Raw genomic sequence first — 21,219 nt, 5'->3', positions numbered from 1 at the left:
CCCGCGGCACGTGGGCGAATCCCTCGCTCGCGCAGCGAGCGTTAGAGGGCGGTGGAGCGCGCACCGAACGCAATCCAAGCCACCCCAGCCAGCCGAAAGCCCGCGCATGCGGGCTTTTTTGTTTGGTGGCCCCTAGCGATGTGCTTGAGCACATCGCGGGTGGGATTCGAAGGGTTTCGCTTGCAAGCGAAACCGGGCCCGCGGCACGTGGGCGAATCCCTCGCTCGCGCAGCGAGCGTTAGAGGGCGGTGGAGCGCGCACCGAACGCAATCCAGGCCAACCCAGCCAACCGAAAGCCCGCGCAAGCGGGCTTTCCCTACCTAGCGCCTTTCACCTCTGATCTGAAGATTCCCTTTCTTCACTAGAAAGCCGAACCCTTCTTCACGTCCATCCTCATCCCGTTTCTTCTCTCGTCTCAGAAACTCCGAAATCTAGATCCTTTTCGATATATCCCCTGGCGCAAAAAACACAAAATGGCCGTCCCCTAAAGTGTTTGCGCCACGTGCCTATCGAAGCATGCGTTCTCCCCGCCAACCCACCTTATCCGAATTCCGCCGTACCCTCCTTGACGCATTGAGCTCTTCCCTGCAGCAACATGGGCAGGCGCGGCTCTATCTGCTCTATGCCCCCGAATTAAATGATCCCTTGTCCTTGGCAGAGGCCGATGCGCACTTGCCGCTGCTGATCCAGCCAGCCTTCACCGCTGCACAACGATGGGCGCTCAACAAGCTGCCCCGTCTGATCCAGCTGGTTGGTCTTCCTGGCGGGCAAGGAACTGGCGAGACCGATAACCCAATCGATGATCCTCTGCTGGAAGCCGGCATCACGCAGTCCTACGCGGAAACCGTGCTCGGCCAGCGCGTCAACGTACTGCATGCCAATGATGATCCAGGCCGGGCCGAGCGGGCCGTCTGCGCGTGGATCATCACTCCCGACGAGCCAGCCAAGCTGTGCAGGCGAATCAATGCTGCCTCCGTTGGTGTTAGCAAGTATGGCCAACGGCGCTGGATCGCCTGGTACATCGCCACATGCCTCCAGACGCTCTGGCCCATGCTTGCGCCAGACCAGCGGTTGGCACTGGCGGGAGAGGCGACCTGGCTGTTTCACGATGATCTGGGCCAACTCCAATCGATTGCTGGCGTCGAGGCAGGCGAGGGTGCATCCATTGCTCCTCAGCCGCAAGGGTTTCACCTGGACGACGCCCAATGGCAGCGTCTGGATCATCTACCGATCGTTCAGCGGCTGCTGGCCCAGTGGCATGACTTGTGTCTGGATACCGCCATGGAGTTTGGCGTGCATCCCCTGCAACGCTTGTCCGCCCAGGTGAGTCGTGCGCGGCAATTTGGGCTTGATGGAGAAAACCTGTCGCTGTGCGTGCTCATCGCGATGCAAATGCCTCCCGAATTCACCGAAAGCCCCGAATTCGGCGCCCTGCTCAGCGATGCAGCGCGCCACGGCGACAGCCTGGCTCAACGTCTCGGTGAGCTGCCATTACGCTGCTGGTCCCGCCCCTTGCCCACACGCTCGCTTCCATAAGCGCCGGTTCTGCGCCTCTCTCCTCAGGAAACTACATGACGGAATCCGCCATCGCGACCCGCGAAAAGGTCATCGGAAATGCAATCAATGCTACTGCAGGGGCACCACCGCTCTGCGTGAGTGCCAATTGTCAGACCTGTCGGCGATCCGACCTGCAATTGCTCATCGTCACACCCTCGGTCGCACCGCTGGAGCATGCCAATACGCTGCAGCGTGCCGGTTATCAATGGCAAGCCGCGCTTGATCCTGTTTTTGCCGGGATCAGGCGTGAGGCGACCGTGCCGGTGGCGCGTCTGGCTCGCAGCGGCTACCTGATGCTGTACTTCGTGCAGAGCCAGCGTTGGGATATCTGGCAAGTCATGGGCAACGGTCTGACTCGCAAGATCATGCACCAGGTCAGCGTCAAGCAATATGCAGCGCTGGTCACTGGCTTCCTGACGGCTGCGGCCCCGAAGACCTGTTCGCGCGGGGCAGCCAATCTGGAAGCGCCTCTGATCAGCATCAACGGTGCCAAGGATGTACAGAGCGTATGGCTGGCTTTTACGCCCCGGTTGTGGTCGCCTCCAGTACTGCAGCGTTATGCGGATAATCCCATGGTGGATCTGCCGGGGCCAGACGGCAAAGCAGTGAGGAAAGACAAATTGCGCACGCTGCGTGGCCGCGAGATCTATCCAGCAAAGTGGATCAAGCAGGGGGAGTTTCCCCAATCTGGATGCCTGCCGCTCAATGCAGCCAATCTGGAACAACACGTTGCTGACTTCGTGAAGGAGGGTGGCGCCGCCTTCGTCAAAGGGTTCGAATTTGCGCTCAAGCCGCTGGACAAAGAGCGTCTCGGGCAAGCCGCTGCCATGGACAAGGCGGTGCGCGCCGCCGAGAAACTGGATCATCCCACGCTGTACGTCAACAAGTCGCTGCTGGTGATGCTGCCCGATGACGTGGGCGTGATCGAGCAGCACAATCATCTGCGCCTGTGTGCGCTGGAATCGCAAAAGGCCTGGGCCGCCGGGGGACCGCACCCCGACGGTACCGGCTTTGATCCCTTGCGCAGCTGGAAACTGCGCTCGGCCTTGCATGTCGAGATGATCGAGAGCTGGGTCGTCGCCACCCGGCTGGCCGACCAGAAGACACTTCAAGAGGCTGGCGGCTACCGCCACCATCACATCATCAGTGAAGCCGAGTTTGAGCAGATCCGCGCCCGGGAGCAGGTCAGTGGCAAAGCCTACTACCCACTTGGGACCAAGATCACGCGCAACGATAGCAAGCCGGGGACCTATCGCGTCACACCGCCGCCGGCGCAGATTGAGCAGAAACTGGAGTCCGTTGCCGAACAAAACGCCCGTTCACGGATCGAGCGTTACCGGGGCAAGTTGCGCATGGAGGAGCTTGATCAATTCCGCCAGGAGTTTCGGGCGGGCATGGCGCGCTGGGAGACGTATGTCGCCCGATTGGATGGCGACCATGTGCGCTGGCTGACCAGCGGCTCGCTGGCGGTGACCTTGCGCCATGACTTCGATCAGAACCTGTCCCTCACCGCTGTGTCGAGCGCCTATGGCAGCGTCGTGCAGCAGGTGTTCGAATATCTGGACCGGTTGGGTGCTGTGGAGAAGGCCTGGGGCGGCGGCGCGATTTCAGTGAGCTCGTCCAGGGAACTGGCGCGGGCTTATGGCAAAGACCCGGAGGCCCCCGTGACCTGGCTGGAGCGGGCCATGCTGGAACCATGGGATCTGTACGAGGCCATCCTCTCCGACCCCGGGAAGCGCAAGGATGTCAGCGAAAAGATCAATGGGTTGGTCAACCAGTTGCCTGAAGCGATCAAGGAGGTATTGCAGGGCCAGCGCAAGCTGCATGAAGCGCATGTCCATAGCTTGTTGCAGGTGCAGGAGCAGGCGGTCCATTTGCAGGCTACCTTGCTGGACCCCAAGCAGGCGACCAGACTGGGCGCACCGGTGGCCAACGTCAGTCAGGTTCAGCGCGTCATCACCATCCAGGTCCGCACCGCCGCCATTATGGAGATGATGATCAATCCTGCTACCGAACGGTATGTGACGATCTCAGTGAAGCTGCCCATCGGCGAGGCGCTGGATGCGATGGTGCAGGGCGTGCGTCCGGCTTCGCTGGGGATGATCATAGAAACCAAGGTCGGTACCGATCGCACCACGCGCCACCAGAGCCGGGATGCCTTGCGCAAGCTGGCCAAGCACCAGGCGCGCGGCTTGCAGTTGCCCGAGTACTTTCCGGTGGTGGTGACCGAGCGAAAGCTTGCAGAGTTGAAGGCGCATGCCGGGCGTCAGCAGGAGCAGCTTGTCGAGGTCGTGGGGGACGGGCAACTGGGGCATTTGTCTGAGCGCTTCCAGTTGCCCAAGTCCACCGCGCTCAAGCTGGTGGGCGAGCAGGCCAGCCTGGCCAAGGCCGGCCGACAGGCGCTCTGGTCGCGTCAGGGGAAGATCACGCTGGTGTTGGCCTCTGTGCAGATGGCCGCGCTGACGGCGGCGCTCAACAAGCTTGATCAGGAGGAAGGAGATGCCTATGTGGATACGCTCATGTCCGTGATGGGCAGTACCGCTGGTTTGCTGGAGGGGGCGTTCGGAATTTCTGCAGCGGCGGTGGAAATCAGGAGAGCGGGGAACAAGCTGGTGCTTTCCAGCAGTCTCATGGCGACGTCCGCTTTGCGTCTGTTGTCGGGGGTGGCAGGGGCGGCGGCTTCTGGGTTTGATATGGTTGCGGCGATAGCAAAATACTCTTCTAGGAATGCAAGAGGAGAGCGAGCTGCTGCCAACGCATACAGTGCTAGCGCTGGATTTTTTGGCGTCTCTGCTATTTCGGCATCAGGCGGCATCACTATCGCTTTTGCCAACGCTACTGTGTCGAGATTCGTGATTTCACGAGCCATCGTGGTCGGACTGGGCGGTGCGACGAGCGCAACGATGGTTGCCGCGACTGCTACAGGAATTGGAATTCTTTTGGGAATCGCCGGTTTTGCCCTTGCTCTATATGCTGAGAGCCTTGAAGACGACTTGAACGAAATCTTCTTGAAACGCTGTTACTGGGGCAAAAGCGAGCGTACCGAAACACGCTTCGCAGCGGCTGAAGAGCCGCTCGATAAGAGAAATCTCGAGGAGATGCTGACGTGGAGCGAGCGCGGATTGGCGGCCGAAGTGAAGGGTTTTCAGTCGCTGTCAGTCGGTGTCAAGGCGTCTCTGACCTGGTCGAAGAATTACTTCAGCGATAACGTACTCCAGGCTCGCATTGAGGTTGTCCATGAAGGACAGGCGCCACGGGTCGCCTATACCTTGCAATTGCTGCCGGAAGATCTTGGCCGAACGGCGGAAGAGTCGGCATTGATGGTGCTCGATGCAGACAGCCGACGCTATGTCTTCGATATCAAGATGCCGTTGGATGCTAAAACCTGGAACGCAGCGCAGTCCGCGCATTTGACTTACCGCCTTTATGAGGAAGTTCCGCGAGCGCCGTTTGCCCAAGATGCCTTTGAACTCAAACGCGTTTAACTATCGGGATTCTCATCATGAAGAAAAATCATCGCCGCGAACTACAATCACGCAGAAGGTCCACCGCCGAGGATATCGACGTATCGCTCGATATATTGCCGCATGAAAGCGAATTCGTCCTGTATCACTGGACCGGCGAGCCTGCCAGCGACGTGTTTTTTGGATTGAATTCAAATCCGGCATTCAAGGGACTGGGTGATGAAGCCATCTTGCTTCCACCGCATAGCCTGAGTGTTAGCCGTACACCGCATTCCGGTAACTTCATCATGGAAGTCCATCCGCATGGATTGGCTTACGCGGATGGAGGCGCGTCTATTACGGGGTTGATGATGTTTAGCGCTCTATTCTCGTCGGTAGGTTTTGTTTTTCTTTTCTCCGTGACTTTCACCGGTCTCGTCAACGGAAAGATAGATATATTTTGGGATTTTATAAGACTCTTTTTGATGTGCATCTTGGGCCTCATGATATGGTGCGCCGTGCGGCTTGAGATATCCGGCTACCGCTACGCTCCAGTTCTCTTCGACCGCGCAGCCGGCAAGGTCCATGTCTTCACCGACAAGACCTCGCTCTTCAGTCTCCTGCCGTTATGGGGCGGAGGAAAATACGACATCCAGTCCTATGACTGGTCTTGCACGAGAGTTCAAGTCTGTCGCTCGCGCGTCGTCACGAAAAACCAAACGCAAGTTCTCGCTTCACTACACTGCGTAGTCATCAAGGGCCCGAAAGATGACACGGTGATCGCGCAATTCCCCTTGGGCGGTACGGTGTCTTCGCTGGCGGTGCAATTGCTGCTGAATCAATGGGAACACATCCGCCGCTTCATGCAGCATGAGGGCCCGCTGCTCAACGAGGGCGAGCAGGTCTACGTTCCCCACGGGAGCTCCCTGTTGCGCGCATTGTGCTGGAGCCAGCCGCTGATTGGTCCGGGGCGATATCCGTTTACTTTCCTCATGTTGCTGGCGCAGTTGTTTGCGCTTTGTTTCTTGTGGTTCACGATTCCTTATGGCTTGCTGGGCTGGGTCTGCTATCACCTCAAGAGCAAGCCGAAATGGCCAGCAGAAATCCTGTCCAGCGTAGGTCGTCGGTAGCGCAACGATCCCTCGAACGCTCCCCGACAGCATCATTTTTTCCAGACCAGCCAGTCGGTGTTTGTCTTCCCCGTAACACTTGCCGCAGGAATTTTGCGCTATCCTCCACCGCACCTCTGTTTTCAATCTCGTTGCAGGACCCCACTGATCGCAGGAGCGAAAATGACCGCAGCCGCCCATCTCGACATCGACCCTCGTGGCCTGGCCACGTTGACCCTCAATCGCCCTGATCTCCACAATGCTTTCGACGATCAGCTGATCGCCCGCCTGATCGTCCTCATCAACGAGGCGCGTGACGACAAACGCACTCGCGTCCTGCTGCTGGCCTCCACCGGCAAGTCCTTCTCCGCCGGCGCCGACCTGGCCTGGATGCGCCGCATGGCCGATGCCTCGCGCGAGGACAATCTGCACGATGCCCGCAAGCTGGCACTGCTGATGGAAACCCTCAACAGCTTCCCGGCGCCGACGGTAGCCAAGGTCCAGGGCGCGGTCATGGGCGGCGGTGTTGGCCTGGTCTCGTGCTGCGACATCGTGGTAGCTTCCGAGGCGGCTTTCTTTGCACTTTCCGAAGTCAAACTGGGCTTGGCTCCGGCCGCCATCAGCCCCTACGTGATCGCCAAGATGGGCGTATCGCAGGCGCGCCGCTTCTTCGTCTCGGGCGAGCGTTTCACTGCCATTCGCGCCGCCGCCATCGGCCTGGTGCATGAAGTGGTGATGGCCCAGGAACTGGATGCCAAGGTCCTGCAAGTGATCGATACCTTGCTGGCCAACGGACCGCAGGCGATGCGCGCCGCCAAGCAACTGGTACAGGTGGCCAATCCGCTGCAGGTCACGCCTGAATTGGCGGAATACACGGCCGGCGTCATCGCCGACCTGCGTGCCTCCCCTGAAGGGCGGGAAGGCCTGCGCGCATTCCTCGAAAAAGACGCCCCCGCCTGGACTCGCAATTCATCTGCTGCAGGATGAGCATGAAATCCATGCACGTAGCCATCGCCGGTGCCGGCCCGGCCGGCTTGGCCATGGCGCTCTATCTCAAGCGCGCCGGCCATCGCGTCACCTTGCTGGAACGCTTCGTTACGGCCGCACCGGTGGGTTCCGGCCTGATCCTGCAGCCCACCGGACTGACGGTGCTCGAAGACCTGGGCCTGTTCTCGCGTATCGCCGCGCTGGGCCAGCGCATCGACCGCCTCTACGGGGCCGACGCCCTCAGCGGCAAGACGGTGCTGGATGTGCGATATGACGCCGTGCGCGGCGGACGCTATGGCATTGCCGTCCATCGTGCAGCCCTGTTCGGTGTCCTGCAGGAGGCGGCGCAGCGGGAAGGGATCGAAGCCGAAACCGGCCATGAGATCAACGGCCTGGAGCAGGGCAGCGCCGGTGCCAGCCTCACGACTGCGGACGGCCGCCGCATCGGCCCCTTCGATCTGGTCATCGATGCCAGCGGTGCCCGTTCTCTGCTGCGCCGCTACGCGCTCAATACCTGCGAGCCCAAGCGCCTGCCCTATGGCGCCTTCTGGGTTTCCTTGCGCGCCCAGCCCGGTCTGTCGTTCGGTGTCAATTCACTGGTGCAGCGCTATCGCCGCGCCAGCACCATGATCGGAGTGCTGCCCATTGGTCGTCCGAGGCAGCAGGATGATCCCATGGTGGCCTTCTTCTGGAGTACCAAGCCGGACCAGGTGGAGCAGCTCAAGCAACGGGGGCTGGAAGCATGGAAGGAGGGAATTCATGCGCTGTGGCCGGAATGTGATCCCTATCTGGCCCAGATCGATGGCTTCGAGCAGATGACGCTGGCGCGCTACGGCCATCACACCTTGCCTGCGCCGTATGGACAGCGGCTGGCCATCATTGGTGATGCCGCCCACTCGACCAGCCCGCAGTTGGGGCAGGGGGCCAACATGGCCTTGCTTGATGCACGGGCGCTGATTCATGCCCTGCAGCAGTCCGATACGCCGGAACAGGCGCTGCCGCGCTATGCCGCCTCGCGACGCCGCCACGTGCGGACCTTCCAGGCGATGTCGGCAATGTTCACGCCGTTCTACCAGTCCGATTCGGTGTGGTTGCCATGGGTGCGCGACCAATTGGCGGCGCGCTTGTCGGTGGTGCCGCCTGCACCGCAACTGCTGGCCCGGATGGTGGCCGGTACCCTGGTCGATCCCTTCACCTCGATCGGCTTGCAGGAGCGCGACTGGAGCATCGCGCCCCAGCCCTCGGCCCTGGGCTGATGGCGTTCAGCCAGGGAGGGCGTTTTCCTTCACTTGCGCTCCTGGCGGCAGAACATGCGGCTGCGCAGCTGGCAGCGTTCGCGTTCCTCGGGCGTCATCGCTTCCCAGCGTGCGCGCATGAAGCGGCGCTTCTCATGCCAGCCGCCATGCCGCCCGCGAAAGCCGCCGAACAGCACCCGGCACAGCACCAGCAATCCCAGTGCCCGCCAGAAGCCGATCTCGGCCACACCCGGGAAGATCGGCGGCATCACCCAGTTCCACAGCAGCATCACCACCACACCCAGCAGGGGCACGCACAGCAGGCACAGCAGCAGCTTCACGCCCCAGCGGCGCGGATCACGCCGGCCACGGAAGCCTCGATCGCGGCGTGCCGGTGCAGGGGGATTTTGAGGCATCTCGTTCTGATCCATTACATCTCCAATTCGTCATAAACCGCCTGCAAGCGCTCGCGCAGATGCAGGACTGCATAGCGCTTGCGCGCCAGCAGGGTATTCAAGCTGGTGCCACTGGCAGCGGCCATTTCCTTGAAGCTGAGGCCATCAAGTTCGTGCGCGATGAAGACTTCGCGCTGCGCCTCCGGCAATTCGTCCAGCGCCGCCTGCAAGGCTTCGATCAGCGCCGCACGGGCATAGGCCGCTTCGGGCCCGCCATCGCTGGCCGGCAGGACCAAGTCCAGCCGCCAGGCATCTTCGGCGCCGTCGACTTCCTCGATGTCGTGCGCCTCGGGCAGCGGCTCTTCCTTCTTCTTGCGGAAGCGGTCGATGATGCGGTTGCGCGCCACCCGGAACAGCCAGGCGCTGACCTGCTCGATGGGTTCCGGCAGGCGATAGGCCTGGACGAACTCGTAGAACACTTCCTGCAGGATGTCTTCGGCCTCACCGGCGTCGGCTACCCGACGGCGGATGAAACCGCCCAGCCGGCTACGCTCGCGCATGACGGTGGCGGTAATCTCGCGGTCCTGGTCGCTCATCGGGGAGAGGGTGGAAATGGGCTGCATGCCCTGAAGACGGTTGATCTCGGGGCATATTGTGGGCCAGCAGGAAAAAAAGGGGGGAAACTGCGAAGGGTAAATGAAGAAACAAGCAAAATCAGCGGGTTTGCGGGGAGCCGCCCACCCTTGGCAGCCGCTCCCCGCTTGAGGCGCCAGGCCTTACAGCTCGATGCGCGTGCCCAGCACCTGCAGGAACTGCGCCAGCCAGGCCGGATGCGCCGGCCACGCCGGTGCCGTGACCAGCTTGCCATCGGTGATGGCCGCATCCACGGCGATATCGGCGAACTGACCACCGGCCAGCTTCACTTCCGGGGCGCAAGCCGGATAGGCCGACACCTTCTTGCCTTCCAGCACACCGGCCGCCGCCAGCACCTGCGGGCCGTGACAGACCGCCGCGATGGGCTTGTCGGCCTTGGCGAAGGCTTGCACCAGTTCGATCACCTTGGGGTTCAGGCGCAGATATTCCGGCGCGCGGCCACCGGCCACCACCAGGGCATCGTAGGCGGCAGCGCTGACCTCATCGAAGCTGGCGTTGAGGGCGAACTGGTGGCCCGGCTTTTCGGTATAGGTCTGGTCGCCTTCGAAATCGTGGATCGCGGTCTTCACCTTGTCACCGGCTTTCTTGCCGGGGCAGACCGCATGAACAGTGTGGCCGACCATCTGCAGGGCCTGGAAGGGCACCATGGTTTCATAATCCTCGGCGAAATCACCGGTCAAGAGCAGGATCTTCTTTGCAGCCATCGTCATCTCCTTGGGATAAGGCCGCCAGCGCGGGGAGGAGCCGGGCGGCCGGGTTGAAACGCATTTCGTCGCGGATGGGCTGGCCGCCAGTCTCACTCCAGCCAGCGCATCCGACGCGACTGGCCCATCAGGAAGTCGCGGTTCAGTTCCACGCACTCGCGCAGGTAGCTCCACAGGGCCGACACCCGCGCCACATGGCGTTGTTCGCTGGAGGCCACCAGCCAGAAGGTGCGCGTGATGGCGATCTCCCCGGGCAGCACCGGCACCAGCTCTTCGGACTGCTGGGCCAGGAAGCAGGGCAGGATGGCCAGCGCCCGGCCGGCACAGGCCGCCGTGTATTGCGCCACCACGCTGGTGCTGCGAAAGGCCCGGAAGGCGTCCGGCGCCACCGTATCCTTGTAGCGCAATTCTTCACTGAAGACCAGATCATCGATGTAGCCGATGAAGTTGTGTTGCGCCAGGTCATCCACGGTATGAATGGGCGGGTGCTGCGCCAGGTAGTCACGTGAAGCATAAAGCTTCAGAACATAGTCGGACAGTTTTGTGACCACGTAATTACCCGACAAGGGCCGCTCGATCGAGACGCTGATGTCGGCTTCATGCTTGGACAGATTCACGAAACGCGGCATGGGCAGCATGTCCACCGTGATGTGCGGGTTGCGGGCGCAGAAGTGGGCCAGATGCGGCGCCAGCACGAAGGTGCCGAAACCTTCGGTGGCGCCTAGCCGCACCTGGCCGGAGAGCTTGCTGTTGTGTCCGCCCAGCTCGTCGGTGGCGGCGTAGAGCGTGCTTTCGACCTGCTCGGCATATTCCACCAGCCGGTAGCCGTCCGCGGTGAGCTTGTAGCCGTGATTGTTGCGGTCAAACAGCTGGCTGCCGACCTGTTCTTCAAAACGTTTCATGCGCCGCGATACGGTGGAGTGGTCGATGCCCAGCTTCTTGGCGGCATCCACCAGGCCCTGGCTGCGCGTGAGTTCGAGAAAGATCCTGAGGTTGTCCCAGTCCAGCATGTGCTCTCCGTGATTTGCGATTTGCATCAATGCAAAAGCGTTTTGTCTTTGTGGTTATTGTATCGATAAATACGCACATGCAGAATAGCGGGGCCGTGACGGCACCCCGCGTAGAGAGGAGAGGTGCTGCAAGGCAGGAGACAACGGCAAGACCCGCCGTCCATGAACGCGGGCAGGTCCGACAACAATCACAAGATCAAGGAGACAAGATGTCCAAGAACGCTTTCGGCCGTTCCCTCACGGCTGCGGCCGTGGCCTGTGCGGTATCGCTGGGCGCCACTGCCATTCCCGCCCTGGCGCAGGACGCCAACACCGTCAAGATCGGCGTGCTCACCGACATGTCCGGCCCGTATTCGGCCATGGGTGGGCAGGGCTCGGTGGTCGCTGCCAAGATGGCGGTGGAGGATTGCCTCAAGAATGAGTGCAAGGGGATGAAGATCGAGATCCTCTCGGCGGACAACCAGAACAAGCCGGATGTTGGCGTCACCCGCGCCCGCGAATGGCTGGACCGCGACAAGGTCGAGGCCATCGCCGACCTCACCAATTCCTCGGTCGCCCTGGCGGTGCAAAAGCTCATCAAGGACAAGGGCGGCATTGCCATGTACAGCGGCCCGGCCACCGGTGCGCTGACCACGGCAGAATGCGCGCCCAATGGCTTCCACTGGATGTTCGACACCTACTCGCAAGCGGCTGGTGCGGCGGCGGCGCTGACCAAGCTGGGCAACAAATCCTGGTACTTCGTGACGGTGGACTACGCCTTCGGTCACTCGCTGGAAAAGGATGCTGCTGACGTGGTCAAGGCCAATGGCGGCACGGTGGTGGGCTCGGTGCGGCATCCGCTGAATGCTTCCGACTTCTCTTCCTTCCTGCTGCAGGCGCAGGCGTCCAAGGCCCAGGTGATCGGTCTGGCCGATGGCGGCACCGATGTGGTCAATGCCATCAAGCAGGCACGCTCCTTTGCCATCGGCGGCAAGGACCAGCGCCTGGTGGCACTGCTGGTGTTCCTGTCGGATGTGCATGCGCTGGGACTGGAGGCGGCGCAGGGGCTGGTCTATACCGATGGCTTCTACTGGGATTACGACGAGCAGACGCGCGCCTTCTCCAAGCGCTTCGAAGCGCAGTTCAAGAACAACAAGCCGACCATGGTGCAGGCGGGCGTGTATTCCAGCGTCTATCAGTTCCTCAAGGCACGTGCAGCCGCCAAGACCTCCGACTGGAAGGTGGTGGCGCAGAAAATGCGCGAAATCCCGATCTCGGATGCCGTCATGCGCAATGCCTCCATCCGTCCGGATGGGCGCGTGATCCACGACATGTACCTGTACCAGGTCAAGACCCCGGCCGAGTCCAAGGGCCCGTGGGATTACCTGAAGCTGCTCTCGGTGATCCCGGCTCAGCAGGCTTTCCGTCCGATGGACGCGGCCTGCCCGCTGGTCAAGCAGTAATGCCTCTGGCCGGCAGCCGTGCTGCCGGCCCTGCTCTCCCCACCTCTTCACTATGGAAATCGCAATGAGCCAAGCCAACATCCCCAACGTTCCCCTGTACCTCAACGGTGAAAAGGTGCAGTCCACTTCCAAGGAGTGGCGCGACGTATTGAACCCGGCCACCCAGGAAGTGGTAGCCCGCGTGCCCTTCGCCACCAAGGAAGAAGTCGACCGGGCCGTGGCCAACGCCAAGGAAACCTTCAAGACCTGGCGCAATACCTCACTGGCGCAGCGCATGCGTATCATGCTCAAGTTCCAGCAACTGCTGCGCGAGAACATCGCCCCGCTGGCTGAACTGATCACCCGCGAACACGGCAAGACCCTGCCGGACGCCGAAGGTGAAGTCATGCGCGGCCTGGAAGTGGTGGAGCACGCCTGCTCGATCACCTCGCTGCAACTGGGCGAACTGGCCGAGAACGTGGCCGGGGGCGTGGACGTCTATACGCTCTACCAGCCGCTGGGCGTGGGCGCTGGCATCACTGCCTTCAACTTCCCGGTGATGCTGCCTTGCTTCATGTTCCCCATCGCCGTGGCCTGCGGCAATACCTTCGTGTTGAAGCCCTCCGAGCAGGATCCGACCTCGTCGCTGTTCCTGGTCGAACTGGCCAACCAGGCCGGCCTGCCGCCGGGCGTATTGAACGTGGTGCATGGCGGCCCGGACGTGGCCAACATGATCTGCGACCATCCTGATATCAAGGCGGTCTCCTTCATCGGTTCGACCCATGTCGGTACCCACATCTACCGTCGCGCCAGCGAGGCCGGCAAGCGCGCCCAGTGCATGATGGGCGCCAAGAACCACTGCATCGTGCTGCCCGATGCGCCCAAGGATCAGGCCATCAACAACCTGCTGGGCGCGGCCTTCGGTGCGGCGGGCCAGCGCTGCATGGCGAACTCGGTGGTGGTGCTGGTGGGCCAGACGCGTGAATGGATTCCGGAAATCGTGGAACGCTCCAAGGCCATGAAGGTCGGCCCCGGCACCGACCGCAAGGCCGATGTCGGCCCGCTGGTTTCCAAGGCGGCCAAGGAACGTGTCGAACGCCTCATCGCCAGCGGCGTGGAGCAGGGTGCCAAGTTGCTGCTCGATGGTCGCAACTGCAAGGTGGCCGGCAGCGAGAATGGCAATTTCGTCGGTCCGACCGTCTTCACTGGCGTCAAGCCGGAGATGGATATCTACACCCAGGAAATCTTCGGCCCGGCCATGTGCATCGTCGAACTGGACACGCTGGATGAAGCCATTGCCTTCATCAATGCCAATCCCAATGGGAACGGTACCTCCATCTTCACCAGCTCGGGCTATGCGGCGCGCAAGTTCCAGAACGAGATCGACGTCGGTCAGGTCGGCATCAACGTGCCTATTCCCGTGCCGGTGGCCTATTTCAGCTTTACTGGTTCGCGCGCTTCCAAGCTGGGCGACCTCGGCCCCAACGGCAAGCAGGCCGTCACCTTCTGGACCCAGACCAAGACCGTCACCGCGCGCTGGTATGCGCCCGACGAAGAGGCCGGTCAGGTCAACACCACCATCACCCTGAAGTAAGGAGAGCAGCATGAGCGCCAACATCGTCTTCATCGGCCTGGGCAACATGGGTTTGCCGATGGCGCAGAACCTGGTCCGGGCCGGTTTCTCGGTCAGTGGACATGACCTGGTCAAGGCCAGTGTGGACAAGCTGGTGGCAAGCGGGGGCAAGACCGAAGCCGATTCCATGGCAGCGGTGGCCAAGGCCGACGTCGTCATCACCATGCTGCCGGCCAGCCGGCATGTGGAGTCCCTCTACCTGGGCGAGGCTGGCGTACTGGCCTCGGCCAAGCCGGGGGCGCTGTTGATCGACTGCTCCACCATCGCGCCGGAAGCGGCGCGCAAGGTGGCGGCAGCGGCCGGGGCGCGCGGCTTCGAGATGCTCGATGCACCGGTCTCGGGGGGGACCAATGGCGCCACGGCAGGCACACTGACCTTCATGGTGGGCGGCAGCCGGCAAGCCTTCGAGGCGGCCCAGCCTTATCTGCAAAAGATGGGGAAAGCGATCTATCACGCAGGGGACAGCGGCAGCGGCCAGACCGTCAAGGTCTGCAACAACATGCTGCTGGGCATCCTGATGATCGGTACGTCCGAAGCCATCCGCCTGGGCATGGCCAACGGCATGGATCCCAAGGTGCTCTCGGAAATCATGTCCAAGAGCTCTGGACGCAACTGGGCGCTGGAAGTCTACAACCCTTGCCCCGGTGTGATGGAAACGGCACCTGCCTCCAAGGACTATGCCGGCGGTTTCGGCGTGGACCTGATGTTGAAGGATCTGGGTCTGGCGGTGGAAAATGCGCTGGCAACCAACTGCGCCATTCCGCTGGGCTCTACCGCCCGCAACCTCTACGACATCCACAGCATGAACGGTGCCGGCAAGCTGGACTTCTCCAGCATCTTCAACATGCTGGGCAAGGCGAAGTAAGGCCAACACCCGCAGGCAGAAAAAAGGGACGGCCGCTTGCGGGGCCGTCCCTTCCTTTTTCTGCATGCGGATGTGCAGCTTATTTCTTCACTTCATCCTCGATGTGGGCACGGATGATGTCGGCGAAGCTGGCATCGGCCGTAAAGCCCAGCGCCTTGGCGCGCTTGGCTTCGAAGGCGCCGGGCCAGGAGTTGACGATGCGTTTGATGGCTTCGTCTTCCTTCCACTCGATCAGTTGTGCCACTTCCTTGCCGGCCACTTGTTCGAGGGCATCGACCATCTCCCCGACGGTCACGCACAAGCCGTCGATGGAGAGGAAGCGGGCCAGACCGAGGTCGGCGCCATTGATTTCATGACCATGGATCAGGTTGGCGATGGCCTGGCGCGGCGACATCAGCCACATGCGGGTATCGGGCGTGACCGGGCAGACCGAGGGCTGGCCATTGAGAGGTTCGCGGATGATGCCCGAGGCGAAGCTGGAAGCCGCCTTGTTGGGCGCGCCCGGACGCACCGAAATGGTCGGCATGCGCAGCGCCCGGCCATCGATGAAACCCTTGCGCGAATAATCCTGCACCAGCAGTTCGCCCATGACCTTCTGTGCGCCGTAGGAGCTCTGCGGCATCAGCAGGGTGTTGTCCGGGACCACGGCCGGCAGCTCGCCGCCGAATACCGCCACCGAGCTGGTAAAGACCACGCGCGGCTTGGTGCCCAGGGCGCGGGCGCGCTCGAGGATGACGCGGGTGGCGTCGAAGTTGATCTTCATGCCCAGGTCGAAATCGGCCTCGGCGTGGCCGCTGACGATGGCGGCCAGGTGGAAGATGGACTGCGTCTCGGGCGTGATGACGCGCTCGATCACGGCAGCGTCGGCGATATCGCCGGTGACGGCTTCGATGCGCGGATCATTGAAACCCTGCGCCGGTACCACATCCAGCAGGGTGATGCGCTTGATGGCTTGCGGCTGGCCGTCGCGGCCGGTCAGGGTGCCGCGCTGCAGCAGCTGGCGCGCCAGTCGGCTACCCAGGAAACCGGCGCCGCCGGTGATGACGATGTGCATGTGTTCTCCTCGTGATCTGTCGTCGGAATAGGGGGATATGAACGCTTGAGCGAAACCCGTGCTGCGCATTATAGCGGAAGTTGTAATACAACTTTGAGAATATGAAGCGTAAGTCACAAAAGCCCATGCCTGCGCGGTATCATGCGCGCCATGAAGACTTCATCCTCCTCCAGGCCGCAGGCGTCGGCCCTTGGCTCGATGGCGGCGGCCGCGCGTGGCAAGACCACGCTGGCCGACCATGTCACCAGCGTGCTGGCGCAGCAGATTCGCAGCGGGGAATTTGCCCCTGATGCGCGGCTGCCGTCGGAGATGGAGTTGACGGAACGTTTTTCGGTCAGCCGCACGGTGATTCGCGAAGCCATCTCGCGCCTGAAATCCGAGGGCCTGGTCGGTTCGCGCCGGGGCAGTGGCACGGTAGTGCTACCGGTCACGCAGGCCACGCCGTTCCGGCTGGATCTGAAGGTGGATGACGGCCGCGACTCCATCCAGGCGGTGCTGCGGGTCATCGAGCTGCGGCGCGGGGTGGAAGGGGAGATGGCGGCCCTGGCGGCGCAGCGCCGCACGCGGGCGCAGAACCTGGCGATCCGGCAAGCCTTGCAGGACATCGATACGGCAGCAGCGGCGGGGCGCGATGGCGTGCAGGAAGATTTTGCCTTCCATGCCGCCATTTCCAATGCCTCGCACAATCCGCTCTATACCTCGCTGGTGCAGTTCCTGAGCCAGTTCCTGCACGCCGCCATCCGGGTGGCGCGCATGAACGAGGCGCGCAGCAGCGAGTTCGTGCAGCAGGTGCGCGCCGAACATGCGGCGCTGGCGCAAGCCATCAGCGACGGCAATGCCGAGGCCGCCCGGGCGGCGGCCTTGCGTCACATGGAGAATTCCGCCCAGCGTCTGCAGGCGGCCGACAAGGCTTTCTGGGCCAGTGCACAAGGGCAGGCGGCGGCGCGGGATCTGGCGCGGGTGAGGAGTGGAGGGTGAGCTCGGCGCTTCATTTGCTGCCCGGAAAACAGGCATAAAAAAACGCTGCACCAGGCAGCGTTTTTTATTGGCACCGGCAATGATCAGCCGCGCACGACCTTCTTGTATTCGTTGGTGCGGGTGTCGATTTCGATGTCGTCATCCTGGCTCACGAACAGCGGCACCATCACGGTGATCTGGTTGGCTTCGATGGCGTTTTCGATCTTGGCTTCCTTCAGGACGTTGCCCGAGGTGTTGCCCTTGACGGCCGGTTCCGAGTAGGCAACCTTGCGCACGATGGTGGTCGGCATTTCGACCGAGATGGCCTTGCCTTCGTAGAAGACGGCTTCGCACTGCATGCCATCCTTCAGGTAACCGATGGCGTCGCCCATGTCCTCGCCTTCGATTTCGTACTGGTTGTACTCTTCATCCATGAAGACGAACAGCGGGTCAGCGAAGTAGGAGTAGGTCACCGGCTTCTTGTCCAGCACCACGACGTCGAACTTGTCGTCGCCACGGAAGACGCTTTCCAGCGGGCTGTTGGTCAGCAGGTTCTTCATCTTCCACTTGTAGGTGAAACCGGTGCGGGAAGAACCGTTGACGTCCGAGCGCAGGACGATCATGGGCTTGCTGTCGACCATAATGATGTTGCCGACGCGGATTTCTTTTGCAAATTTCATAGCGATGTGTCGTGAAAAGTAGGTTTTTTCAAACTGTCAGTAGCCCACTGGTAAAACTTCACCGCAAGCCCACGTTCGATTGAATTCCAAATTGCGTTAGTTAAAACGATAGCCCGCTATTTTAACCCATTTTCGGCAGTCTTCCAGTCTTCGGCGGCCAGTCGCGCGGCGAAGCTCAGCAAATTGTTCATCCAGTCGCCATTTGCCAACATCTTCTGTACCCATTGTTCTGCTTGCCCGTTCAATGCCGGCAACTGCGTTTGCAGGGTTTGCCAGATGGCGTGCCAGTCCGGCTCACCCGGACAGGCGCCGTTCCAGGCGCGGTTGAGGTCGGCCACGGCCGGTGTGGCCGGGTCATAGATGTTCAGGAAGGCATTGAGCTTGGTGTGGTGCAGGTTTTTGTCCTGGTGGTAGATGTTCCAGATGAAAGGGCGAGCGGCCCATTGGGCCCGTACGAAGGAATCTTCACCCCGCACGAAATTGAGATCGCAGCTCCACAACAGTTTGTCGTAATCCGTCTGCGGCACGAAGGGCAGCACGCGCACGGTCAATGCACCTTGTGTCGCCACCCTGCCGGCGCGCATCGGCGTGCCAAAGAAGGCCTCGATCGCAGCGCGTCCCACGTCTTCCGGCACCAGGCAGGTGATGGGGGCCGGCGAAGCTTGCCAGGCCGCAAACAATTCGGGGATCGGGGCGTAGTCGTAGCAGAACAGCGAGACCTTGCAGGCCTGCGCCTGCTCTGGTGTCACGCCCAGCCTGGCCAGGAAGGCCGGTCCTTCGTTCGCGGCCAGGAAGGCCTGCCGTCGGGCTTGCAGGTCGGCTTCGAAGCTGAGCCCGCCGGTGCGCTCATTGAAGCCGGGAAAGAAGAAATACTTGGTCAGCTTCAGCGCGCGATGCGGGGAGGGCAGGGTGTGGCAGCCTTCGACCCAGGCTTCGGCTGACAAGCCTTCCAGGTTGAACCAGACGGGTTTGGGCGAGCGCTGTGCCATGGCTTCCACATAGCCGGGCGGAATCTCGCAGCCGAAGAATTCAATGACGATATCGGCCACGTCGTCCGGCGTGAACTGGCCATCCTGGCCACGCCAGTGCAGGACCGTCACGCCGCTGAGCTCTTGCGCATGCGCCTGCGTGTCTACCGTGGGCCAGATGCGCCGGAAGCTCACCAGGTCATCCACCCACAGCCGCACCGCCAGCCCGTGCTCGTGCGCCAGCTGCCGCGCCAGGCGCCAGCAGATGCCGATATCGCCGTAGTTGTCGACGACCTTGCAGAACAGGTCCAGTGAGCGCAGGGGATTGGGGTGGGAATTCATCGATATGCAGAAAAAAGCAGAAGCAGGCCGCATGATACCGGCTTGGCCGCGTGGCGGATGAAGGGAAATGAACGAGTTGGACAAATTTTTTCAAATTAAATAGCTTGCAATTCAATTTTGAGCAGTTTAATATGCAGCACATGGACAAGACGCAGACAACGAATCTCCCCGACGCACTGATGGACGAAGCCCTGCTTCTGGACAATCAGCTGTGTTTCGCGATGTATTCGGCGTCGCTGGCCATGACCAAGGCGTACAAGCAGATCCTGGCCCCGCTGGAGATCACCTATCCGCAATATCTGGTGATGCTGGTGCTGTGGGAAAGGGATGGCATCACCGTCTCGGAGCTGGGCACGCGTCTGTTTCTGGATTCTGGTACGCTGACCCCCCTGCTCAAGCGCATGGAAAGCATGGGTTTGCTTCACCGCAACCGCGATGCCGGCGATGAGCGCCGGGTGGTCGTGAGCCTGAGCGAGGCCGGTCGCGCCCTGCGGGAAAAGGCCAAGGCCGTACCCCAGCAGATGAGCTGCATGCTGCCCGCGCTGGACCGGATCAAGGCGCTGGTGGTGGAATTGAAGCAGGTCCGCAAGGGCCTGGTCGACGCCGAAAATGAATGAAAATGTAACAAGCTTTGTGGTTTATATTGTGCGCAATAATATAGTTAATTATTTATATCGTTGACGCCGCCGCAGGGAAGGTCGCAAGAACGCAGCACCGCAGCATTGGAAGTGAAGCAGCAAGACAATCTGGCAAGCCGGTGATGAACGAAAGAACGAAAGCGAATCTTTCGACATCCCACCCCTCAAACGAAACCCGCAAGGGTGACGACAACCTGAACTTTGAAAGGAAATACCATGCCCTCGAACAAGATCGAAAAAGCCCTCTACACCGCCACCGCTACCGCCACTGGCGGCCGTGAAGGTTCGGCCAAGTCCTCCGACGGCGTCCTGGACGTCAAGCTGTCCACCCCCAAGGAACTGGGCGGCGCCGGTGGTAACGGCACCAACCCGGAACAACTGTTCGCCGCCGGTTACTCGGCTTGCTTCCTGGGCGCGCTCAAGTTCGTCGCCGGCCAGGCCAAGGTGGCCCTGCCTGCGGACGCCAGCATCACCGGCAAGGTCGGCATCGGCCAGATTCCGCAAGGTTTCGGCATCGAAGCCGAACTGAACATCTCGCTGCCGGGCGTGGACCGTGCCGTGGCGCAGGATCTGGTGAACAAGGCGCACCAGGTGTGCCCGTACTCCAACGCCACCCGCGACAACATCAACGTGACCCTGAACCTGGTGTAATGCCTTCAGGCGAGGCGGGGCCGACACGGCTCCTGCCTGCGCTGGTCAGTCTGAAAGAAAACGCCGCTGCGTCCCTGAGGTCGCCGCGGCGTTGTTGCGTTGGAAGGTGTTTCAGCAGGCCCGATGTTCGTGGCGCAGCAAGCCTTGCAGCAAGGTACGCGCGATGCAGCGATGAAAGGGCATGATCGCGGCCAGGTAGAGCTTGCCCAGCCAGCGCTTGGTGCGTACGACGGTGGTCACGATGAGCCACTGATCGTCTGCCGCTTGCGCCGCCGTATCGGGAGATTTTTCCACGCACAGACGGAAATCCAGATGGCTGTCATCGAGCCCCATGACCACGCGCGCCGGTTCGGCCAGCAGCAGCGGAAAGCCCGCCGGCGCACCATGGTCGCCGGCGCGCTTGAGACCCAGCGGCGCCACCAGGCGATCGCGCAACTGCATCAAGGCGCTGATCCAGGCCGGCTGCGAGGCCATCATGCGTTCGGCGATCTCGGTGCTGTTCAATTGCGCCAGTTGCGGCGTGAGGCGGATGCGGTAGCTGTCGGCGAAACCGGCACCTGGCAACAGGGCCCAGTGACGGGCTGCGGGGGCGACTTCTTCGGCGTGCGGGGCAGGGGCGGCGGGCATGATGATCTCCAGGCAAGTTGAAAAAAAGCCGGCAGCGACGCTGCCGGCCTTGCTCGCGGGATTACACGATCACGCGAACTTACCTGCCGTTGCGCCGCTGCTTTTCCGCCGCACGGGCGCTGGCGAAGCGTTCGTGGGTTTCCTCGGCCTTGCGACGGCCGAAGGCATAGTTGGCTTCCAGCCACATGACGTTGATGATGCCGAAGGCCAGCGCCAGGCCGATGCCGAGTATCCAGGCGAAATACCACATGATGTTCTCCTCGTTGCAGTTTGCGATTGCGCGTAATCA

20 protein-coding genes are annotated in these 21,219 nt (G+C 61.7%); 11 read left to right on the top strand and 9 right to left on the bottom strand.

Features of this window, described 5'->3' with window-relative positions; all coding sequences use genetic code 11:
* Positions 1 to 516: 516 nt before the first annotated feature.
* The 5 genes from HWE01_RS22045 (at position 517) to HWE01_RS22025 (ending at position 8,352) form a co-directional block, all read left to right on the top strand.
* Positions 517 to 1,536 carry a hypothetical protein gene (locus HWE01_RS22045; RefSeq protein WP_241822893.1) on the top strand — a complete coding sequence of 340 codons (1,020 nt, stop codon included), beginning with the start codon at positions 517 to 519 and terminating at the stop codon, positions 1,534 to 1,536.
* A 35-nt stretch (positions 1,537 to 1,571) separates the two neighbouring features.
* The gene (locus tag HWE01_RS22040; protein WP_241822892.1) at positions 1,572 to 5,042 is read left to right on the top strand and encodes a T6SS effector BTH_I2691 family protein; all 3,471 of its coding nucleotides are present in this window, start codon (positions 1,572 to 1,574) and stop codon (positions 5,040 to 5,042) included.
* Positions 5,043 to 5,059: 17 nt separating this feature from the next.
* Positions 5,060 to 6,130, top strand: coding sequence for a DUF6708 domain-containing protein (locus HWE01_RS22035; RefSeq protein WP_241822891.1), 1,071 nt, complete (start codon positions 5,060 to 5,062; stop codon positions 6,128 to 6,130).
* 162 nt (positions 6,131 to 6,292) lie between these two features.
* Positions 6,293 to 7,096 (top strand): enoyl-CoA hydratase-related protein, encoded by an 804-nt coding sequence (locus HWE01_RS22030; RefSeq protein WP_241822890.1) that lies wholly within the window; start codon positions 6,293 to 6,295, stop codon positions 7,094 to 7,096.
* Between the two features lie 2 nt (positions 7,097 to 7,098).
* Positions 7,099 to 8,352, top strand: coding sequence for an FAD-dependent oxidoreductase (locus HWE01_RS22025; RefSeq protein ID WP_241822889.1), 1,254 nt, complete (start codon positions 7,099 to 7,101; stop codon positions 8,350 to 8,352).
* A gap of 29 nt (positions 8,353 to 8,381) precedes the next feature.
* On the opposite strand, the gene HWE01_RS22020 is transcribed toward HWE01_RS22025, so the two are convergent.
* The 4 genes from HWE01_RS22020 to HWE01_RS22005 all read right to left on the bottom strand — a co-directional run bounded on the left by HWE01_RS22020 (position 8,382) and on the right by HWE01_RS22005 (position 11,094).
* A complete protein-coding gene (locus tag HWE01_RS22020) occupies positions 8,382 to 8,762 on the bottom strand; it encodes a hypothetical protein (protein WP_241822888.1) in 381 nt (126 codons plus the stop codon).
* Entirely contained in the window at positions 8,762 to 9,349 is a 588-nt protein-coding gene (locus tag HWE01_RS22015) for an RNA polymerase sigma factor (RefSeq protein ID WP_008330198.1), read from the bottom strand. Before HWE01_RS22015 ends, HWE01_RS22020 begins: the two co-directional genes overlap by 1 nt.
* Before the next feature lie 153 nt (positions 9,350 to 9,502).
* Complete coding sequence (locus HWE01_RS22010) at positions 9,503 to 10,084, bottom strand: DJ-1/PfpI family protein (protein ID WP_008330196.1); 582 nt, start codon at positions 10,082 to 10,084, stop codon at positions 9,503 to 9,505.
* 92 nt (positions 10,085 to 10,176) lie between these two features.
* Positions 10,177 to 11,094, bottom strand: a complete 918-nt coding sequence (locus HWE01_RS22005; protein ID WP_241822887.1) for a LysR family transcriptional regulator — start codon at positions 11,092 to 11,094, stop codon at positions 10,177 to 10,179.
* A 209-nt stretch (positions 11,095 to 11,303) separates the two neighbouring features.
* On the opposite strand from HWE01_RS22005, the gene HWE01_RS22000 reads away from it, so the two are divergent.
* The 3 genes from HWE01_RS22000 to mmsB all read left to right on the top strand — a co-directional run bounded on the left by HWE01_RS22000 (position 11,304) and on the right by mmsB (position 15,013).
* Entirely contained in the window at positions 11,304 to 12,536 is a 1,233-nt protein-coding gene (locus HWE01_RS22000) for an ABC transporter substrate-binding protein (RefSeq protein WP_008330194.1), read from the top strand.
* 64 nt (positions 12,537 to 12,600) lie between these two features.
* Entirely contained in the window at positions 12,601 to 14,109 is a 1,509-nt protein-coding gene (locus HWE01_RS21995; RefSeq protein ID WP_048348593.1) for a CoA-acylating methylmalonate-semialdehyde dehydrogenase, read from the top strand.
* Between the two features lie 10 nt (positions 14,110 to 14,119).
* Positions 14,120 to 15,013 carry a 3-hydroxyisobutyrate dehydrogenase gene (gene mmsB, locus HWE01_RS21990; protein WP_175343694.1) on the top strand — a complete coding sequence of 298 codons (894 nt, stop codon included), beginning with the start codon at positions 14,120 to 14,122 and terminating at the stop codon, positions 15,011 to 15,013.
* Between the two features lie 79 nt (positions 15,014 to 15,092).
* On the opposite strand, the gene denD is transcribed toward mmsB, so the two are convergent.
* Positions 15,093 to 16,067 carry a D-erythronate dehydrogenase gene (gene denD, locus HWE01_RS21985; RefSeq protein ID WP_008330191.1) on the bottom strand — a complete coding sequence of 325 codons (975 nt, stop codon included), beginning with the start codon at positions 16,065 to 16,067 and terminating at the stop codon, positions 15,093 to 15,095.
* Between the two features lie 141 nt (positions 16,068 to 16,208).
* On the opposite strand from denD, the gene HWE01_RS21980 reads away from it, so the two are divergent.
* Positions 16,209 to 17,045 carry a FadR/GntR family transcriptional regulator gene (locus tag HWE01_RS21980; protein ID WP_008330189.1) on the top strand — a complete coding sequence of 279 codons (837 nt, stop codon included), beginning with the start codon at positions 16,209 to 16,211 and terminating at the stop codon, positions 17,043 to 17,045.
* An 83-nt stretch (positions 17,046 to 17,128) separates the two neighbouring features.
* On the opposite strand, the gene HWE01_RS21975 is transcribed toward HWE01_RS21980, so the two are convergent.
* Together HWE01_RS21975 and earP are read right to left on the bottom strand one after the other, a co-directional pair.
* Positions 17,129 to 17,704, bottom strand: coding sequence for an elongation factor P (locus HWE01_RS21975; protein ID WP_241822886.1), 576 nt, complete (start codon positions 17,702 to 17,704; stop codon positions 17,129 to 17,131).
* Between the two features lie 116 nt (positions 17,705 to 17,820).
* A complete protein-coding gene (gene earP / locus HWE01_RS21970) occupies positions 17,821 to 19,014 on the bottom strand; it encodes an elongation factor P maturation arginine rhamnosyltransferase EarP (protein ID WP_241822885.1) in 1,194 nt (397 codons plus the stop codon).
* A gap of 131 nt (positions 19,015 to 19,145) precedes the next feature.
* Here earP and HWE01_RS21965 point away from each other — a divergent pair, with 131 nt between their 5' ends.
* Together HWE01_RS21965 and HWE01_RS21960 are read left to right on the top strand one after the other, a co-directional pair.
* Positions 19,146 to 19,631, top strand: a complete 486-nt coding sequence (locus HWE01_RS21965) for a MarR family winged helix-turn-helix transcriptional regulator (protein ID WP_008330183.1) — start codon at positions 19,146 to 19,148, stop codon at positions 19,629 to 19,631.
* Between the two features lie 237 nt (positions 19,632 to 19,868).
* On the top strand, positions 19,869 to 20,303 hold the full coding sequence (locus HWE01_RS21960) for an organic hydroperoxide resistance protein (protein WP_008330181.1): 435 nt from the start codon (positions 19,869 to 19,871) through the stop codon (positions 20,301 to 20,303).
* A gap of 111 nt (positions 20,304 to 20,414) precedes the next feature.
* Here HWE01_RS21960 and HWE01_RS21955 read toward each other — a convergent pair whose 3' ends face one another.
* Positions 20,415 to 20,930: a DUF2867 domain-containing protein gene (locus HWE01_RS21955; RefSeq protein WP_241822884.1), complete on the bottom strand. Its 516-nt coding sequence runs from the start codon at positions 20,928 to 20,930 to the stop codon at positions 20,415 to 20,417.
* A 79-nt stretch (positions 20,931 to 21,009) separates the two neighbouring features.
* A complete protein-coding gene (gene cydX / locus HWE01_RS21950) occupies positions 21,010 to 21,180 on the bottom strand; it encodes a cytochrome bd-I oxidase subunit CydX (protein WP_008330178.1) in 171 nt (56 codons plus the stop codon).
* Positions 21,181 to 21,219: the final 39 nt, after the last annotated feature.

Origin of the sequence: Herbaspirillum sp. C7C8, assembly GCF_022627875.1 — a bacterium.
Lineage (GTDB): Bacteria > Pseudomonadota > Gammaproteobacteria > Burkholderiales > Burkholderiaceae_D > Herbaspirillum.
This window is presented reverse-complemented; position numbering and strand designations above follow the sequence as displayed.

Excerpts from the sequence above, each read along its gene's own strand:
- HWE01_RS22045 (WP_241822893.1), top strand. The coding sequence starts at position 517 with ATGCGTTCTCCCCGCCAACCCACCTTATCCGAATTCCGCCGTACCCTC.
- HWE01_RS22040 (WP_241822892.1), top strand. The coding sequence starts at position 1,572 with ATGACGGAATCCGCCATCGCGACCCGCGAAAAGGTCATCGGAAATGCA.
- HWE01_RS22035 (WP_241822891.1), top strand. The coding sequence starts at position 5,060 with ATGAAGAAAAATCATCGCCGCGAACTACAATCACGCAGAAGGTCCACC.
- HWE01_RS22030 (WP_241822890.1), top strand. The coding sequence starts at position 6,293 with ATGACCGCAGCCGCCCATCTCGACATCGACCCTCGTGGCCTGGCCACG.
- HWE01_RS22025 (WP_241822889.1), top strand. The coding sequence starts at position 7,099 with ATGAAATCCATGCACGTAGCCATCGCCGGTGCCGGCCCGGCCGGCTTG.
- HWE01_RS22020 (WP_241822888.1), bottom strand. The coding sequence starts at position 8,762 with ATGGATCAGAACGAGATGCCTCAAAATCCCCCTGCACCGGCACGCCGC.
- HWE01_RS22015 (WP_008330198.1), bottom strand. The coding sequence starts at position 9,349 with ATGCAGCCCATTTCCACCCTCTCCCCGATGAGCGACCAGGACCGCGAG.
- HWE01_RS22010 (WP_008330196.1), bottom strand. The coding sequence starts at position 10,084 with ATGGCTGCAAAGAAGATCCTGCTCTTGACCGGTGATTTCGCCGAGGAT.
- HWE01_RS22005 (WP_241822887.1), bottom strand. The coding sequence starts at position 11,094 with ATGCTGGACTGGGACAACCTCAGGATCTTTCTCGAACTCACGCGCAGC.
- HWE01_RS22000 (WP_008330194.1), top strand. The coding sequence starts at position 11,304 with ATGTCCAAGAACGCTTTCGGCCGTTCCCTCACGGCTGCGGCCGTGGCC.
- HWE01_RS21995 (WP_048348593.1), top strand. The coding sequence starts at position 12,601 with ATGAGCCAAGCCAACATCCCCAACGTTCCCCTGTACCTCAACGGTGAA.
- mmsB (WP_175343694.1), top strand. The coding sequence starts at position 14,120 with ATGAGCGCCAACATCGTCTTCATCGGCCTGGGCAACATGGGTTTGCCG.
- denD (WP_008330191.1), bottom strand. The coding sequence starts at position 16,067 with ATGCACATCGTCATCACCGGCGGCGCCGGTTTCCTGGGTAGCCGACTG.
- HWE01_RS21980 (WP_008330189.1), top strand. The coding sequence starts at position 16,209 with ATGCGCGCCATGAAGACTTCATCCTCCTCCAGGCCGCAGGCGTCGGCC.
- HWE01_RS21975 (WP_241822886.1), bottom strand. The coding sequence starts at position 17,704 with ATGAAATTTGCAAAAGAAATCCGCGTCGGCAACATCATTATGGTCGAC.
- earP (WP_241822885.1), bottom strand. The coding sequence starts at position 19,014 with ATGAATTCCCACCCCAATCCCCTGCGCTCACTGGACCTGTTCTGCAAG.
- HWE01_RS21965 (WP_008330183.1), top strand. The coding sequence starts at position 19,146 with ATGCAGCACATGGACAAGACGCAGACAACGAATCTCCCCGACGCACTG.
- HWE01_RS21960 (WP_008330181.1), top strand. The coding sequence starts at position 19,869 with ATGCCCTCGAACAAGATCGAAAAAGCCCTCTACACCGCCACCGCTACC.
- HWE01_RS21955 (WP_241822884.1), bottom strand. The coding sequence starts at position 20,930 with ATGCCCGCCGCCCCTGCCCCGCACGCCGAAGAAGTCGCCCCCGCAGCC.
- cydX (WP_008330178.1), bottom strand. The coding sequence starts at position 21,180 with ATGTGGTATTTCGCCTGGATACTCGGCATCGGCCTGGCGCTGGCCTTC.